Origin of the sequence: Mycobacterium sp. 050128 (assembly GCF_036409155.1) — a bacterium.
Taxonomy (GTDB): domain Bacteria; phylum Actinomycetota; class Actinomycetes; order Mycobacteriales; family Mycobacteriaceae; genus Mycobacterium.
In genome coordinates this window covers 144,531-160,179 of the sequence record NZ_JAZGLW010000002.1, presented here as the reverse complement: position 1 = coordinate 160,179, position 15,649 = coordinate 144,531, and the positions used below count along the sequence as shown (strand labels likewise).

The following is a 15,649-nucleotide window of genomic DNA, read 5'->3' as shown; positions in this document are numbered from 1 at the left end:
TCAATCGTCCTTGGCGTGAACCGCGGTGAAAGTCAGCGTCACGTCGTCGGCGACCTGCACCGAGCCCATCAGCAGCGAGTACGGCTTGATGCCGTAGTCGGATTGACGCACCGTGGATTCGGCGGACATTCGCCATGAATCGCCGAGATCCTCTGTGTGCAAATCGATTACGTGTTCGTGCTGTTTGCCGTGAATCTGAAGCGTGCCGGTGAGGAGGTAGCCGTTCTCGCTCTCCTCAATGACGTCGGCAAAGAAGCGGATCTCGGGGAAGCGATCGGCGCCCAACGAGCGCAACGCGTTCGACCGAACCAGCGCTTTCTCCGGACCCGAGAGGCCCTTGACGCCACCCTGGCTGCCGACCACCTCGAACGAGTCCGCCTCGACCGCGAGCTCGGCCGCAACGGGATCGGAGCCGGCCCATCGCACCGTCGCCTGCCAGCGAGTCATCGCGATCGTGAGGCGATGGCCCATCCGCGCGGCCCGGCCCTTGACACCGGTACGCAGCTGCAGTTCGCCGTCAGCGGCGTCGAGCGTCCACACCGAGCCTCTTTCCGGGGTCACATCCCGACTGTATTCACATGGTCAAAACGGTGCGGTAGTGCGCTCGCCCTTGCTCAATCGCCGCGTAGCCGTCGGCGGCCTGCGCCAGCGGCAACTCCTCGATCCACGCCCGCACCCCCGACAGCACCGCGAAATGCATGGTGTCTTCGATGTCTTTCGAGGTGCCGGACGGATGCCCGACGATGCTCACACCCGGCGTGATCAGCTGTACCGGACTGATCGGCAGCGGATCCGTGGTGACGCCGATGGTGATCAATTCGCCCCTGGGCAGCAACCCGCCGACGGTGTCGGCCATGGCCGCGGAGTTCGAGGCGGTGGCCAGCACGACCGTCGCGCCGCCCAGCGCCTGTAACGCTTCCGCGACGTCACCGCTGGTGGAATCGATGTAGTGATGGGCGCCCAATTTCCGGGCATCGGATTCCTTGGCACTGCCCCGGGCAATCGCAATGGTCTCGAAGCCCATCGCCCGGGAGAACTGCACCCCGAGATGCCCGAGTCCGCCGACGCCGAGAATCGCGACCCGGTCACCGGGCAAAGCCTTGGTGTGACGCAATGCGTTGTACGTCGTGACACCCGCGCAGCCCATCGGGGCCGCTTCCACATCCGACAGCTCGGCCGGTATCCGGGCCAACGCATTGGCGGGCACCGTCACCGACTGCGCGTAGCCGCCGGGGTACTGCCAGCTCGGAACTTTCATGTTCGCGCAGTGAATGAGGATCCCTCTGCGGCAGGCATCGCAACGGTTGCAGTTTCCGCCGAACCAGCCGACGGCGACACGATCACCGACCGCGAAACCCTCCACGCCCTCACCGAGTTCGGCTATGGTTCCGGCGATTTCGTGCCCAAGGGTGAGCGGCCAGGTCATGTTCGGGAAGCCGCCGTTGGCGAACGCACGGTCGGTGCCGCACACGCCACAAGCCGTGACCGTCAGCCGTACCTCGTCACGGCCGGGTGGTTTCGTCTGAACCTCTGCCAGTTCCAACGACCCGCCAGGAGACCGCATTTGGACGGCTTGATGTGTCGGCAAGGACTACCCCCGGTCAGATCAGTGTGTCAATGGGCGACAGGGCACTGCCCGGACCCGTTGGTATGGTAGTCGACCTGCCAGTGCTTGATGCCGTTGAGCCAGCCCGATCGCAACCGCTCCGGCTTACCGGCGGATTTGATGTCGGGCATGGCGTCGGCGATCGCGTTGAACATCAGGTCGATGGTCATGCGCGCCAGGTTCGCGCCGATGCAGTAGTGCGCGCCGGTCCCGCCGAATCCCACGTGCGGGTTCGGATTGCGCAGGATGTTGAACGTGAACGGGTCCTCGAAGACGTCCTCGTCGAAATTGGCCGAGCGGTAGACCATTACCACCCGTTGGCCCTTCTTGATCTGCACTCCGGACAGCTCGTAGTCCTCCAGCGCGGTGCGCTGAAACGACGTGACCGGGGTGGCCCACCGGACGATCTCGTCGGCCGTGGTGGCCGGGCGTTCCCGCTTGTACAGCTCCCACTGATCGGGGAAATCGGTGAAGGCCATCATGCCCTGGGTGATGGAGTTCCTGGTCGTCTCGTTGCCGGCCACCGCCAGCAGGATGACGAAGAAACCGAACTCGTCGTCGGAGAGCTTGTGGCCGTCGACGTCGGCCTGGATCAGCTTGGTGACGATGTCTTCGCCGGGGTTTTGCGCCCGGTCCGCGGCCATCTGCATCGCGTAGGTAATCAGTTCGACCGAGGCGCCCATCGCGTCGTTGCGGGCGAATTCGGGGTCCTGGTCGCCGACCATCTGGTTGGACCAGTGGAACAGCTTCATGCGTTCCTCCTGGGGCACACCCATCAGCCCCGCGATGGCCTGCAGCGGAAGCTCACATGACACCTGCTCGACAAAATCGCCGGAGCCTTCGGCGGCCGCGGTCTCGACGATCTGCCGGGCGCGCACGTTCAGGTCCTCGCGCAGCCGCTCGACGGCACGGGGCGTGAAGCCCCGGGAGATGATTTTGCGCAGGTGGGTGTGCTGCGGGGCGTCCATGTTGAGCAACACGTACTTGCCCGTCTCGCGCTGCTCGCGGACCGTGCCCTCGCGGTAGCGGGGCAAGGCGGTGTTCTCCAGGCTGGAGAACACGTCGCTGCGCAGCGAAATCTCTTTGACGTCCTTGTGTTTGGAGACCACCCAGAAGCCGCCGTCGTCGAACCCGCCGCAACCGTCGGGCTGTTCGTTCCACCAGATCGGCGCGGTGCGTCGCAGCTCGGCCAATTCCTCCACCGGCAATCGCTCGGCGTGGATGTCCGGATCGGTGAAATCGAAGCCCGGAGGCAGATTCGGGATCGGCCCGGTGGTCGTCTCAGTAGTTGACAAGGCCCCACTCCTCGATACGAAGTCTTCTAGTCGTATGTCTTGTGCCAAATAAACCACTGCAACACCACCGTTGGGAAGGATTGACACAACATCGACCGACCAAATTGCAACATGTTCAGCGGCGATGAGTGGTGACGACGCCGTCCCGGCGCCGGACGGCCCGGCCGCGACGCCGGGCGGCGGGTGCGCAGCCGGCGGCCGGTCGGCCGGGCCTTGTGGCCCGCGACACAATCGATATGCTTTTGTCCAGGTCACCGGCGCACCGAGGGGCAGGTGACGGTAACGGAAGGGTGGGAGGCGCATGATTCGCGAGGTACTCGCCGTCGCTGCGATCACGGGTGGGGCCATCAGCGTGGCGCCGGGGGCGGCAGCCGGTTACGAGGGCGACGTCCCAAACATGAACTATCAGGCCTCGCTGGGTGCACCGTGCGACAACTACGAACGCTTCATTTTCGGACGCGGCCCCAGCGGCCAGGCCGAGGCCTGTCACTTCCCGCCGCCTAACCAGTTCCCGCCGGCGACCACCGGCTACTGGGTGATCTCGTACCCGCTGTACGGAGTACAGCAGGCCGGCGCCAAGTGCCCGGGTCCGCAGACCGCGGCGCAGTCGGACCGCGGACTGCCGATGCTCTGCCTGGGCGCGCAAGGGTGGCAAGAGGGATGGTTTACCGGCGCGGGGTTCTTCCCGCCTTCGGGATGACGATCATGCGCGAACGTCGGCCGGCGCACAGTCCGATACCCCGGTGGCTGCGTTTCGTGCTGGCGTCCGACCGGGCCGGCTCGGCCTGGTACATCGGGACGGGCTTCTTCTTCGCTCCGGTGCTCGCGGTCTTGTCGCCGTGGCCCGCCGTCACCGCCGCGCTCTGGGCGGTGATCGGGTTGGCGGGGCTATGGCTGGGTCTGCTCGGGATCGCGATGGCCGTCGGGCTGGCGCGAATCCTGCGCTCCGGCGCCGAGATCCCCGAGGACTATTGGCGCTCGCTGGTCAATTACTGACCCTCTAAAGTCGTACCGAAGTTCTTTCCAAGTCCCGCAACGATAGGAGATTCCGGTGGCGGTCAACCCCAGAGACGCCGTGGACGCGGTCAAGGACATCGCGACCAATGCCGTCGAAAAGGCTTCGGACATCGTCGAAAACGCCGGCGACATCATCCGCGGCGACCTCAAGGGTGGGGTCAGCGGCATCGTCGAGAACTCGATCGACATCGCGACTCACGCGGTGGAACGAACCAAGGAAGTCTTTACCGGCGGCAAGTACGACGTAGACGAGGTCGACGAGGACTAGCCTCGATCAGACGCTGGCCGCCTCATTGAGCTCGTCGAGCTTGTTGGTCGCTTCCAGGTACTCCTGCACCCAGCGCTCGATCACGGTCGAGGTCTTCTCCACCTTGCTGAACTGCCCGACGACCTGACCGACCGGGTTGAACGCCACGTCGACGGACTCGTTGGGGTAGCGGTTCGTGGCGCGCACGGCCATGCCGGAAACCATGTACTGCAGCGGCATTCCGAGGGGCTTCGGGTTGTCCGGCTTCTCCCACGCCTCGGTCCAGTCGTTGCGCAGCATCCGGGCCGGCTTGCCGGTGAACGACCGGCTGCGCACGGTGTCGCGGCTGCCGGCCTTGACGTAGGCCGCCTGCTGCACCGGCGTGTTCGAGGATTCCTCGACCATCAGCCACTGCGAGCCGGTCCACGCGCCCTGGCAGCCCAGCGCCAACGCCGCGGCGATCTGCTGGCCGCTGCCGATGCCGCCGGCGCCGAGAACGGGGACCGGGGCCACCTCCTTGACAACCTGCGGCCACAGCACGATCGAGCCGACCTCGCCGCAGTGCCCGCCGGCCTCGCCGCCCTGGGCGATGATGATGTCGACGCCGGCATCGGCGTGCTTGCGCGCCTGCGAGGGGGAGCCGCACAGCGCGGCCACCTTGAGTCCGGCCTCGTGAATGTGCTTGATCATGTCCGCCGGCGGGGTGCCCAGCGCGTTGGCGATCATCTTCACCTTCGGGTGCTTGAGCGCCACCTCGACCTGCGGCGTGGCCGTTGCCTCGGTCCACCCGAGCAGCTGCAGGGTGTCGCCGTCGCTGTCCTCGATCGGCACGCCGTGGTCGGCGAGGATCTTCTTGCCGAAGTCCAGGTGCTCCTGCGGAACCATCTTGCGCAGCGTCTCGGCGAGTTCTTCTGCGGACTGGCCCGAGTCCATGCCCTCGTACTTGTTCGGGATCACGATGTCGACGCCGTATGGATGGTCGCCGATGTTCTCGTCAATCCAGTTGAGCTCGATCTCGAGCTGCTCGGGCGTGAAGCCCACCGCTCCGAGCACGCCGAACCCCCCGGCCTTGCTGACCGCCACCACGACATCGCGACAGTGCGTGAAGGCGAAGATCGGGAACTCGATGCCGAGTTCGTCGCAAATAGGGGTGTGCATTACAACTCCTGGGATGCTGGCCGAATTGGAACGTGTTCTAGTTTAGTACGCGCGCCCATGACGTGGCCAGGGGCCCCTGACTAGCACACCGCAACTACGACGCGTCGCCCCCAGGCGTCAGATCACCAGGGCCCGGGCCACCCACAGGAGCAGGAACGCAAGCATGCACCCGACGCAGACCAGGTGATCGCGGCAGACCGACCGCGCCAGGCGGCTTTGCTCGGCCGCGCTGTCGGTGCGCTGCCCCAGCCGGATCGCGTCGGGAACCGTCTGCGTCATCGCCAGCATGATCGGGATGCCGGCAAGCCCGGCCGACAGCACCAGTACCCAAGCGGGATCGCGCCCCAAGGTTGCCTGAAATCCGAACGCGCCCAACAAAATCAACATCACCACCGCGATCAGCCGGCTCATCGGGCGCGACGTGGTGGTCGCGCGGTGGTAATACCCCGCGATGGAAGCGAGCACCGGCTCGGGCAATTCCTCGCCGGCCGATCGATGTAACAGAACCTGGACGTCGAACATCAGATCCATCCATAAAACGGCGAAGAGGAAGCCGCTGCAGGCGGTGAGCAATGCGGTCATGCTCATCCACCTCCGGTTCGCGCCAAGGCGGGCGCGTCGACCAACACCGTCGGCCGCGCGACCGCGCACCGGCGACAAGTCGTTTTATTGTTTCGCAGCAGGCCGAATAGTCACAGACCTCGGTCCGGCGAATCTGCCGGCCATCCGCCGATTGGAACAGGTTGCACTACAGCGTCACGCGACCGCATTGACCGAAGCCAACAACCACGATTTCCATGCGGTGGGAATCGGTATGTATCCGTTGTCCGCCAGGCCTTCCTGGCCGGCACCGAGCGCGCTCTCCAAGAATGCGCGCACCGCCGTGCCAACCTGCGGGTCCGCGTACTTCGAGCAGACGATCTCATAGGTCGCCATCACAATCGGGTAGGCGCCGGACTGCGTGGGGTTATAGAACGACACGGTGTCGAGCACCATGTCATTGTCCCGGCCGATGACGGCGGCGCCCGAGATCGTCTTACTCACCGAGTCGGCGCTGATCGATACCGGATCCGGACCGGCCGGGGTGACGATCTTCGCCATGTTCAGATTCTTCGCCTCGGCGAACGACCACTCGTTGTAGGTGATCGCCCCTTCGGTGGCCTTGACCGCCGACGAGGTGCCGTCGTTGCCTTTGGCGCCCTCGCCGGCACCGCCGTTGAACGCCTTCCCGGCACCCTTTCCCCACACGCCCCCGGACGCGGCGTCGAGGTATTTCTGGAAGTTGTCCGTGGTCCCGGACATGTCACTGCGGAACACGACGCGAATCGGTTCGGCCGGCAGCGTCACGCCCTTGTTGAGTGCCTGGATCGCGGGATCGTTCCACGTGGTGATGGTTCCCTTGAAGATCTTCGCCGCCGTCTGAGCATCGAGATTCAGCGAATTCAAGCCCTTGACGTTGTAGGTGATCGCGATCGGCCCGAATACCACCGGCAGGTCCCACGCCGGTGAGCCGCAACGCTCCTGGGCCGCCGCGTACTCACTGCCAGCCAGCGGTGAGTCCGAGCCGCCGAAATCGGTTTGGTTGCCTGTGAATTCACTGATCCCGGCACCCGAGCCATTCGCGGTGTAGTCCAGGGTCTGACCGGGGCACGCTTGTTCGAACGCCTTGATGAACCGGGTCATTGCGTTGGCCTGCGCCGTCGATCCGCTCGCTTTCAGCTTCGCCTTCCCACCGCAATTCACCTTCACCGGCGAGGTCGGCGTTGTCGAATTCCCCGCGGCATTGTTGTCGCCGCCGCATCCTGATAAGAGCAGTGCACCGGTGACCGCAACACTGAGCGCGGTGCCAAATCGGTTGCGCTTCAATTCCGTTCCCATCTGTCGCGACGAAACGGGAGCGCCGCCGCGCTGTCCGCGGCGCACTAACCAGCCATCTCTGGCAGTCACGAAGCAGATATTAACAAGGTTCACACCTGCCAAAATTTGCCATCCGACGTCGAGGAAGTGACGACCCTTGATCCGCTCCGTCGCCTGCGGGTAGCGTAGTGCTGCCAATTACGAAACGCTGAGTAGCGTAATAGCGTCCCCCCGTCCACGAAAGGAATGGCTCGATGCGAAGCCCCTACTCCGGCCGCCCTTTCACCACCTCAACGCCGGACATCGCGGCGGCCTTGCGAGACGTCAGCATTCCCACGCTGCTGTTGTCGCTCGTCCACATCACCGGCGACCCTCGCTTCATTCGCGACTACAAGCAGATGGGCATCTTCCTCAACGAGGTGCAGGGGTTCATGTCGGAGGAGGACAAGGCCCGTGCCCGCGCCGAGGCGCTGACCGTGATCACCGAATATCGCGACCGCGGCTGCCCCGAGCCGGAGCCACTGAGCCCGGAACTCATCCGGGAAATGATGGACTGGGCCGCCTGCGAACATGTTCCCGACGACTACCAGTCCCTGGTCGCCGAGGAACTGGACCTTGAGGGCGCCGACCCACGCCGCCCGGCGGCAATACCGGCCGAGCGAGCCGCCGAACTCCCGGTCCTCGTCGTCGGATGCGGGGAATCAGGGCTGCTGGCCGGCGTCCGCCTTCGGCAAGCCAATATCGGATTCACGATCGTGGAGAAGAACGCCGGGCCCGGCGGGACGTGGTGGGAGAACAGCTATCCCGGAGCCCGGGTGGATGTGGCCAACCATTTCTATTGCTATAGCTTCGAACCCAACAACGACTGGACACACTTCTTCGCCGAGCAAGACGAGCTGCAGCACTACTTCACCAAGGTGATGAAGAAGCACGACCTGGCCGAGCACATCCGCTGGAACACCGAGGTTCTCGGTGCCGAATGGGACGACGACGCCGGAATCTGGAACGTCACGCTGCGCGCCGCCGACGGACAGACCAGCACGCTTCGGGTACGTGCCCTGATCACCGCGGTCGGCCAGCTCAACCGGCCGCAGATCCCCGATTTCGCTGGCGCCGAAAGCTTTGCGGGGCCGTCTTTTCACTCCGCGGCCTGGGATCATTCGGTCGACGTCAGCGGCAAGCGAATCGCCCTGATCGGCGCCGGCGCCAGCGGTTTCCAGATCGCGCCGGCCATCGCCGAGGACGTCGAGCACCTCACCGTGTTCCAGCGGACCGCCCAGTGGATGTTCCCCAACGCGATGTACCACGACGAAGTCGGTGACGGCGTGCGCTGGGCGATGAGTAACCTGCCGTTCTACGGACGGTGGTACCGCTTCCTCGTCCTGTGGCCCGGCTCGGACAAGGGCCTCGACGCCGCCGAAGGCGACCCGAACTACACGGGCGACGATGCCGTCAGCGACATCAATGCCGCCGCGGCGATGATGTTCTCGCAGTGGATCACCAGCCAGGTCGGCGACGGCCCGGACTCCCAAGAGCTGTTGGCCAAGGTGATGCCCGACTATCCCGCCTGCGGCAAACGCACGCTGCAGGACAACGGCAGCTGGCTGCAGACCCTGCAGCGCGACAACGTCGAACTGGTGCGCACCGCGATCCAGCAGATCACGCCCCGCGGCGTCGTCACCGAGGATGGGGTCGAGCACGAGGTCGACATCATCGTCTACGCCACCGGCTTCCGGCACACCGACGTGTTGTGGCCACTAAAAGTGACCGGCCGCAACGGAATTGACTTACACGAAATGTGGGGGAGCCGCCCGTATGCCTACCTGGGCATCACGGTTCCGGATTTCCCCAACTTCTTCATCATCTACGGGCCCGGCACCCACCTCGCCCACGGCGGCAGCCTGATCTTCCAGTCCGAACTGCAGATGCGCTACATCGACCAGTGCCTCGCACGACTGGCCGACGTCGACGTGCACTCGATGGAACCCAGGGCCGAAGCCGCAACCGACTGGCACCAACGGACGCAGACCCAGATCAAGAAGATGGTGTGGTCGCATCCCGCGGTCAAACACTCCTACTTCAAGAACGCCGACGGCGAGATCCACACGGTCAGCCCGTGGCGCCTCAACGAATACTGGGCCGCGGTGCGCGAGCCCGATTGGTCCCAATTTATTGTGCGACGCCGCAGTTCGTAATTCGACCAGGAAAGTGAGCACAGCACTATGCGCACGGTAGTCGTCGATGGCCCCCGCAACATCAGGGTCGACACCCGTCCCGATCCCGTCCTCCCGGGCCCCGACGGCGCGGTCGTCGAAGTCACTGCCGCCGGCATCTGCGGATCCGACCTGCACTTCTACGAGGCCGACTTTCCGATGCCCGACCCGATCGCGCTGGGCCACGAAGCGGTCGGCACCGTGGTGGAGGTCGGGCCCGAGGTGCGCACCGTCAGGGCTGGCGATCAGGTCATGGTGTCGTCCGTCACCGGCTGCGGTAAGTGCCCGGGGTGCGCGACCCGCGATCCGGTCATGTGCTACTCCGGTTTTCAGATCTTCGGCGGGGGCCTGCTCGGTGGTGCGCAAGCCGATCTGCTGGCCGTGCCCGCCGCCGATTTCCAGCTGCGCAAGATGCCCGATGGCATCAGCACCGAACAGGCTCTGCTGCTCACCGACAACCTGGCCACCGGCTGGGCGGCGGCGCAACGCGCCGACATTCCGTTCGGCGGCAGCGTCGCGGTCGTCGGGCTGGGCGCGGTGGGCTTGTGCGCGCTGCGCAGTGCCCTTTTTCAGGGTGCTGCAACGGTTTTCGCGATCGATAAGGTCGATGGCCGCTTGGCCCGCGCGGCAGGCTGGGGCGCGACGCCGGTCAAAGCACCGGCCCTCGAGGCGATCATGGCGGCGACCGGCGGACGAGGCGCCGACGCGGTGATCGATGCCGTCGCCACCGATTCCTCCCTGACCGACGCGATCAACATCGTCCGGCCCGGTGGCACCGTCTCGGTTGTCGGTGTGCACGATATGAATCCGTTCCCGCTCAACGCCTTGGGCTGCCTGATTCGCAGCACGAGCCTTCGATTCACCACGGCGCCGGTGCAGCGCACCTGGCCGGAGTTGATCCCGCTGCTGCAATCGGGCCGACTCGACGTCGACGGCATCTTCACCACGTCAATGCCCCTGGACGAAGCGGCCAAGGGCTACGCAACAGCCGAGTCGCGATCCGGTGACGACGTGAAGATTCTGCTGAAGCCCTAGTCGGCGTCTCGCGGCGACTCACGGCGAACGTGGTTCGCCAGGTAGCGCAGCGTCCGCATCGGCCGGCGCCGCACCGAGGCAAGCCACATCACCGGCCAGCCGTGCGCCGCGGCCGCGGCGGCCAGGCCCGAGCGGGGATTCACCGGTCTCGGATAGCCGACCACCGACATCGACGCGGCATCCTCGTCGCCATCGGCGTAGAAATAGCTATGTTGCACCGCGACATCGTTTTCAGTGCAGAACTGTTGCACCGCAGCAGCTTTCGTCGTGCCCCACACGATCGGTTTGACGATTCCGCCGGTGAGGCGCCCGAGCGCGTCCAGCTCGAAACGGTTGCACTGCACGTTGGAGATGCCGAGAAAGCGCGCGACCGGCAGCGCCTGAATCGATAGTGCCGACGAACTCAGGACCACGGTATGCCCGCGTTCCTGATGCGCTCGCACGATGTCGCGCATATGCGAATACAGGAGTGAGGCAACACGTTCGACGAACAACCGCTCGCCCAGCTCGTCGAGCTCGAGCAGTGATTCGCCTTGCAGATATCCGGCGGCCCGGACGATGAGGCGCTCGAATTCCAGGCGGCCGAATCGATAGCGCAACGCGGCATCGAATACGCCGACCAGCTCACCAAGTCCGACCTGCCGGCGCCGGATGCGGTCGCCGACATGGACCGCGGCGGTGAAGCCGTCGACCAGGGTGCCGTCGAGATCGAAGAATGCGCCGACTCGCGGTCCTGGTGCACTGGCCGCGATCTCGGCGACGGCGTCGGCGGGCGAGAGCATCGTCATAGTCACCACGTCGACTCCATCCGCTACCGGCTAGCCGTTATGTACTGCGAATGCATGAAACTGTCGATCTTCACGTCGACAGCGGGTGGTGTCATGCCGTAGCCGGCCTGTAGGTCCAGGGTGTTGCGGACGGGCCCGACGGTCCAGCCGTGCGCGGCCAGCCATTCGGCGGGGTCCCCCTTGGGCTCATACGTCAGGGCGGAGAAGTCCACATCGCCGGACATGTTGACCCCGGGGTGGTTGGTTTCCAGCGCTTCGAGCTGATCGTGGTCCAGTCGCGATCCCAGTGCACCGATGGCGATTCGGCTGCCGGGTGCGCTGAGTCCGCTGATCCGGGTGAACAGCGTGTTCTGGGCTTCGTCGGTCAGGTAGGGCAATATCCCCTCGACCGACCACGCGCTCGGCCTTTCGGTGTCGAAGCCGGCCGCTTCCAGTGGCCTGGACCAGTCGGTGCGCAAGTCTGCGGCGACCTCAACCCGCGACGCCTTGGGCACCGCGCCGTACTCGCCCAGCACACGAGCCTTGAATTCCAGAACTTTCGGCAGGTCGATTTCGAAAACGATTGTCGCGGATGGCCATTGGAGGCGATACGCGCGAGAGTCCAGTCCCGCGGCGACGATCACCGCTTGTCGGATACCCGCGTCGGTCGCGGAGGTGAAGAAGTCGTCGAAAAACCGCGTTTGCACACCGTAGAGACGCGGAAACGCGGTCTCGTCGTCGGTGCTTCCCGGATTGGCAAGCGCACCGGCCAAATACGGGTCCTGCGAAGCCTCGATGAACACCTTCGCGTATTCGTCGCGGACCAGCGGCTGCGCGCTCACGGCGTGCACGGCGCGCCATCCCGCCACCAGCAGAGCGGTGTAGCCGACGCTGCTGACGATGTCCCATTGGTCGTCATCGGTACGGAGCGAGCCGAATTCGGGCCCAGATTCAGGCGCAGTGCTCACGGTCGCCCCTCCTGTCTCGATCAACCAGGATCCACGGTACCTGCGAGGGCGCGTTCAGAGTTCAAGAATCACCGTTACTGGCCCATCGTTGACCAATTCGACCTGCATATTCGCCCCGAACACGCCGGTTTGGACGCGGGCACCCAAGCCGCGCAACGCCTCCGCGAACGCCGCGACCAGTGGCTCGGCGACCGCAGCGGGAGCCGCCGCGTTCCAGGACGGCCGGCGGCCCTTCGCGGTGTCGGCATAGAGCGTGAATTGGCTGACCACCAGGATCGGCGCATCGATATCGGCCGCGGACCGTTCGTCGGCGAGAATGCGGAGGTTCCAGAGCTTTTCGGCAAGGCGGCGGCCCTTGTCGGCATCGTCGCTGTGCGTGACACCGACGAATGCCAGCAGCCCCTGACCTTCCGGCCGGATGGCACCGACCAGCTGGCCGTCGATGGCCACCGCTGCCGACGAGACCCGTTGCACCAGAACCCGCATAGTTCGATGCTGCCAGGCGCGATGGGTACGCTCGACGCGTGTCTGTCCTTGTCGCCTTCTCGGTCACCCCGCTCGGCGTCGGCGAGGCCGTCGGCGAGATCGTCGCCGAAGCGGTGCGAGTGGTGCGCGACTCCGGGTTGCCCAACAAGACCGATTCGATGTTCACCGTGATCGAGGGCGATACCTGGGAGGAAGTGATGGCGGTCGTGCAGCGCGCCGTCGAGGCCGTCGCCGCTCGCGCCCCCAGGGTCAGCACGGTGATCAAGGCGGACATCCGCGCCGGCGTCGCGGACGCGATGACCCGTAAAGTCGCGACGGTCGAGCGCTACCTCGCCGAGGGCTAGCCTCGAGTGTGCGTCCAGGGCGGCCGCGACCGGCGTGTCGCCGCCGTCAGCGCACACTCGACGCCATTACCGCGTCCACGCGCCAGTAGGCTCATGCCGGTGAGCGCACGCGCAGGCATCGTCGTCACCGGAACCGAAGTCCTCACCGGACGCGTCCAAGACAGAAACGGCCCGTGGATCGCCGACCGGCTGCTCGAACTGGGCGTAGAGCTGGCCCACATCACCATCTGCGGTGATCGGCCCTCCGACATCGAGGCGCAACTGCGCTTCATGGCCGATCAGGGCGTGGACCTGATAGTCACCAGCGGGGGATTGGGCCCCACGGCCGACGACATGACCGTGGAGGTGGTGGCACGGTTCTGTGAACGCGAGCTGATGCTCGACGAAGTAGTCGAAGACAAGATCGCCAATATTCTCAAAAAGCTTATGGCGCACTTTGATTCGGAAAGCTTCGACGCGGTGCGCGCCGCCAACCGCAAACAGGCCATGGTTCCCGCCGGCGCACAGGTGCTCGACCCGGTGGGAACCGCGCCGGGCGTCGTGGTGCCAGGAAAGCCCACGGTGATCGTGCTTCCCGGCCCGCCGCGTGAGCTTCAGCCGATGTGGCACAAGGCCATCGAGACACCGGCGGCGCGCCACGCGATCGCCGGCCGGACGATCTACCGTCAGGACACCATCCGGATGTTCGGGCTGCCCGAGTCGGGGCTGGCCGAAACACTGCGTGACGCGCAGAATTCCGTCGCGGGATTCGACGCGCTGGAGATCACCACCTGCCTGCGGCGCGGCGAGATTGAAATGGTCACCCGCTACGAGCCCGGCGCGGCGCAGGTCTATGCCCAACTGACCCAGTTGCTGCGCGAGCGGCACGGACAGCAGCTCTACTCCGAAGACGGATCCCAGGTGGACGATGTGGTCGCGCGGCTACTGGCCGGGCGCCGGATAGCCACCGCGGAATCCTGCACCGCGGGACTGGTGGCCGCACGGCTGACCGATCGGCCCGGATCGTCGGCCTACGTGATGGGCGGCGTGGTGAGCTACTCCAACGATGCGAAGGTGCAGCTGCTCGGCGTCGATGCGGCGCTGATCGACGCACACGGCGCGGTGTCCGAACCGGTGGCCGAGGCGATGGCGGCCGGCGCATTACGCCGTTTCGCCGCGGACACCGCCGTCGCGATCACCGGCATCGCCGGTCCCGGCGGGGGAACACCGGAGAAGCCGGTGGGCACGGTGTGCTTCACCGTTCGATTGGCCGAAGGACGCACAGACACCCGCACGCTGCGACTACCCGGGAACCGCTCCGATGTCCGCGAACGCTCGGCGACGGTCGCGATGCACATGCTGCGACGCGCGCTGAGCGAGCAGGCGTCGCTCTAGATCATTTGACTTCCGTTGGCAGGAACGCGGTTTCGGCGGTGCCGAAGCGAAGTCCGGTCGCGTCCTTACCGATGAACGTCAGGAATGCCACGGCACATAACACCGGCACAATCGTGGCGGCCAGCGCGAACGGATAGCCGTGCGTCTCCGCCAGTCGTTCCTGGATAGGCAGGTTGAACGCGGCGAGCAGATTGCCGAGCTGGTAGGTCACCCCGGGGTAGAGGCCGCGGATGGCGTCCGGCGACAACTCGGTCAGGTGTGCGGGGATCACACCCCAGGCGCCCTGCACGCAGACCTGCATCAAAAACGAACCGAGACACAGCATCGCCGCGGTGCGCGAGTAGGCGAACAGCGGCACGATCGGCAACCCCAGGATCGCGCAGAAAATCACGGTGTAGCGGCGGCTGAACCGTTGCGACATCGTGCCGAAGAACAGACCGCCGGCGATGGCACCGATGTTGTAGACCACCACGATCCACTTCACCGTCACGCTGTCGAGGCCGGCGCCGTGGTTGGCCGTTGAACCCAAGAACGTCGGGTAGACGTCCTGCGTGCCGTGACTCATCCAGTTGAAGGCCGTCATCAACGCCACCAGATAAAAGAATCGGCGGACGATCTTGCCGTCGCGCAGCACGTCGGTGATTTTGGTATTGGTCAGCTTCATCCGATCCTGGGCGGCTTCCCACACCTCGGACTCCTGCACCCGGTAGCGGATGATCAGGCTGATCAACGCCGGGATGATCGACAGACCGAACAGCCAACGCCACGACAGGCCCAGCCAGTCCATCACCAACAGCGATCCGATACTGGCCAGCAGATAGCCGAAGGCGTAACCCTCCTGCAGCAGCCCCGAGAAAAAGCCCCGCCGCTCGACGGGAACCTTCTCCATCGCGAGCGCGGCGCCAAGTCCCCATTCACCGCCCATGCCAAGTCCGTACAGCATCCGCAAAATCATCAGCACGGTGAAGTTGGGCGCGAACGCGCACAGGAAGCCGACGATGGAGTAGAAGATCACGTCCACCATCAGCGGGGTCCGCCGACCGACCCGGTCGGCCCACAACCCGAACAGCAAGGCGCCCACCGGGCGCATGATCAGGGTGGCGGTCGTGACGAAGGCGACCTCGGCCTTACTGATGTGGAAGGTCTTTGCGATATCGGCATAGACGAACACGACGATGAAGTAATCGAAGGCATCCATCGTCCAGCCCAGCATCGCGGCAATGAACGAATTTCGCTGGTCGGCGTTGAGCCGTTGAGTTGTCACGTGAAGCATCGTGGCGCA

Annotated in this window: 17 protein-coding genes; 7 read left to right on the top strand and 10 right to left on the bottom strand. The window is 65.2% G+C overall.

From position 1 onward, the window contains the following. The 3 genes from SKC41_RS18190 to SKC41_RS18180 are packed head-to-tail and all read right to left on the bottom strand — an operon-like array spanning position 1 to position 2,901. Positions 1 to 561: a YceI family protein gene (locus SKC41_RS18190; RefSeq protein WP_330979090.1), complete on the bottom strand. Its 561-nt coding sequence runs from the start codon at positions 559 to 561 to the stop codon at positions 1 to 3. A 13-nt stretch (positions 562 to 574) separates the two neighbouring features. After that, positions 575 to 1,588 carry an alcohol dehydrogenase catalytic domain-containing protein gene (locus SKC41_RS18185; protein WP_330979089.1) on the bottom strand — a complete coding sequence of 338 codons (1,014 nt, stop codon included), beginning with the start codon at positions 1,586 to 1,588 and terminating at the stop codon, positions 575 to 577. 26 nt (positions 1,589 to 1,614) lie between these two features. Further along, entirely contained in the window at positions 1,615 to 2,901 is a 1,287-nt protein-coding gene (locus SKC41_RS18180; protein ID WP_330979088.1) for a cytochrome P450, read from the bottom strand. Positions 2,902 to 3,202: 301 nt separating this feature from the next. On the opposite strand from SKC41_RS18180, the gene SKC41_RS18175 reads away from it, so the two are divergent. Genes SKC41_RS18175 through SKC41_RS18165 form a run of 3 tightly spaced genes read left to right on the top strand, consistent with a single transcriptional unit; the run spans position 3,203 to position 4,186 of the window. Further along, positions 3,203 to 3,601, top strand: coding sequence for a hypothetical protein (locus tag SKC41_RS18175; RefSeq protein WP_090602432.1), 399 nt, complete (start codon positions 3,203 to 3,205; stop codon positions 3,599 to 3,601). After that, positions 3,598 to 3,897, top strand: coding sequence for a hypothetical protein (locus tag SKC41_RS18170; RefSeq protein WP_330979087.1), 300 nt, complete (start codon positions 3,598 to 3,600; stop codon positions 3,895 to 3,897). Before SKC41_RS18175 ends, SKC41_RS18170 begins: the two co-directional genes overlap by 4 nt. A gap of 55 nt (positions 3,898 to 3,952) precedes the next feature. Further along, on the top strand, positions 3,953 to 4,186 hold the full coding sequence (locus SKC41_RS18165; RefSeq protein ID WP_330979086.1) for an Rv1893 family protein: 234 nt from the start codon (positions 3,953 to 3,955) through the stop codon (positions 4,184 to 4,186). A 6-nt stretch (positions 4,187 to 4,192) separates the two neighbouring features. Here the strand turns inward: SKC41_RS18165 and SKC41_RS18160 are convergent, their stop codons facing one another. The 3 genes from SKC41_RS18160 to pstS form a co-directional block, all read right to left on the bottom strand. Continuing rightward, complete coding sequence (locus SKC41_RS18160; RefSeq protein ID WP_330979085.1) at positions 4,193 to 5,323, bottom strand: nitronate monooxygenase; 1,131 nt, start codon at positions 5,321 to 5,323, stop codon at positions 4,193 to 4,195. Positions 5,324 to 5,440: 117 nt separating this feature from the next. After that, positions 5,441 to 5,905 carry a hypothetical protein gene (locus SKC41_RS18155; RefSeq protein WP_330979084.1) on the bottom strand — a complete coding sequence of 155 codons (465 nt, stop codon included), beginning with the start codon at positions 5,903 to 5,905 and terminating at the stop codon, positions 5,441 to 5,443. 174 nt (positions 5,906 to 6,079) lie between these two features. Further along, positions 6,080 to 7,189, bottom strand: a complete 1,110-nt coding sequence (pstS, locus tag SKC41_RS18150) for a phosphate ABC transporter substrate-binding protein PstS (protein ID WP_330979546.1) — start codon at positions 7,187 to 7,189, stop codon at positions 6,080 to 6,082. A 245-nt stretch (positions 7,190 to 7,434) separates the two neighbouring features. On the opposite strand from pstS, the gene SKC41_RS18145 reads away from it, so the two are divergent. Beyond that, positions 7,435 to 9,375, top strand: a complete 1,941-nt coding sequence (locus SKC41_RS18145) for a flavin-containing monooxygenase (RefSeq protein ID WP_330979083.1) — start codon at positions 7,435 to 7,437, stop codon at positions 9,373 to 9,375. 27 nt (positions 9,376 to 9,402) lie between these two features. Then, positions 9,403 to 10,428: an alcohol dehydrogenase catalytic domain-containing protein gene (locus SKC41_RS18140; RefSeq protein WP_330979082.1), complete on the top strand. Its 1,026-nt coding sequence runs from the start codon at positions 9,403 to 9,405 to the stop codon at positions 10,426 to 10,428. Here the strand turns inward: SKC41_RS18140 and SKC41_RS18135 are convergent. The 3 genes from SKC41_RS18135 to dtd are packed head-to-tail and all read right to left on the bottom strand — an operon-like array spanning position 10,425 to position 12,649. Then, entirely contained in the window at positions 10,425 to 11,216 is a 792-nt protein-coding gene (locus SKC41_RS18135) for an HAD-IB family hydrolase (protein ID WP_330979545.1), read from the bottom strand. The genes SKC41_RS18140 and SKC41_RS18135 overlap by 4 nt on opposite strands. 23 nt (positions 11,217 to 11,239) lie before the next feature. After that, on the bottom strand, positions 11,240 to 12,163 hold the full coding sequence (locus SKC41_RS18130) for a class I SAM-dependent methyltransferase (protein WP_330979081.1): 924 nt from the start codon (positions 12,161 to 12,163) through the stop codon (positions 11,240 to 11,242). A gap of 54 nt (positions 12,164 to 12,217) precedes the next feature. Further along, a complete protein-coding gene (gene dtd / locus SKC41_RS18125; RefSeq protein ID WP_330979080.1) occupies positions 12,218 to 12,649 on the bottom strand; it encodes a D-aminoacyl-tRNA deacylase in 432 nt (143 codons plus the stop codon). Between the two features lie 38 nt (positions 12,650 to 12,687). Between dtd and SKC41_RS18120 the strand changes: the two genes are divergently transcribed. After that, positions 12,688 to 12,993: an MTH1187 family thiamine-binding protein gene (locus SKC41_RS18120; RefSeq protein WP_330979079.1), complete on the top strand. Its 306-nt coding sequence runs from the start codon at positions 12,688 to 12,690 to the stop codon at positions 12,991 to 12,993. A gap of 93 nt (positions 12,994 to 13,086) precedes the next feature. Continuing rightward, on the top strand, positions 13,087 to 14,367 hold the full coding sequence (locus SKC41_RS18115; protein WP_330979078.1) for a competence/damage-inducible protein A: 1,281 nt from the start codon (positions 13,087 to 13,089) through the stop codon (positions 14,365 to 14,367). A gap of 1 nt (position 14,368) precedes the next feature. Here the strand turns inward: SKC41_RS18115 and SKC41_RS18110 are convergent, their stop codons facing one another. After that, the gene (locus SKC41_RS18110; RefSeq protein WP_442931704.1) at positions 14,369 to 15,640 is read right to left on the bottom strand and encodes an MFS transporter; all 1,272 of its coding nucleotides are present in this window, start codon (positions 15,638 to 15,640) and stop codon (positions 14,369 to 14,371) included. Positions 15,641 to 15,649 lie beyond the last annotated feature (9 nt).

What these genes read in the sequence shown, in the direction of transcription:
- SKC41_RS18170 (WP_330979087.1), top strand. Translation starts at nt 3,598, where the DNA reads ATGACGATCATGCGCGAACGTCGGCCGGCGCACAGTCCGATACCCCGG.
- SKC41_RS18155 (WP_330979084.1), bottom strand. Translation starts at nt 5,905, where the DNA reads ATGACCGCATTGCTCACCGCCTGCAGCGGCTTCCTCTTCGCCGTTTTA.
- SKC41_RS18160 (WP_330979085.1), bottom strand. Translation starts at nt 5,323, where the DNA reads ATGCACACCCCTATTTGCGACGAACTCGGCATCGAGTTCCCGATCTTC.
- dtd (WP_330979080.1), bottom strand. Translation starts at nt 12,649, where the DNA reads ATGCGGGTTCTGGTGCAACGGGTCTCGTCGGCAGCGGTGGCCATCGAC.
- SKC41_RS18135 (WP_330979545.1), bottom strand. Translation starts at nt 11,216, where the DNA reads ATGACGATGCTCTCGCCCGCCGACGCCGTCGCCGAGATCGCGGCCAGT.
- SKC41_RS18115 (WP_330979078.1), top strand. Translation starts at nt 13,087, where the DNA reads ATGCCGGTGAGCGCACGCGCAGGCATCGTCGTCACCGGAACCGAAGTC.
- SKC41_RS18110 (WP_442931704.1), bottom strand. Translation starts at nt 15,640, where the DNA reads ATGCTTCACGTGACAACTCAACGGCTCAACGCCGACCAGCGAAATTCG.
- SKC41_RS18145 (WP_330979083.1), top strand. Translation starts at nt 7,435, where the DNA reads ATGCGAAGCCCCTACTCCGGCCGCCCTTTCACCACCTCAACGCCGGAC.
- SKC41_RS18140 (WP_330979082.1), top strand. Translation starts at nt 9,403, where the DNA reads ATGCGCACGGTAGTCGTCGATGGCCCCCGCAACATCAGGGTCGACACC.
- SKC41_RS18175 (WP_090602432.1), top strand. Translation starts at nt 3,203, where the DNA reads ATGATTCGCGAGGTACTCGCCGTCGCTGCGATCACGGGTGGGGCCATC.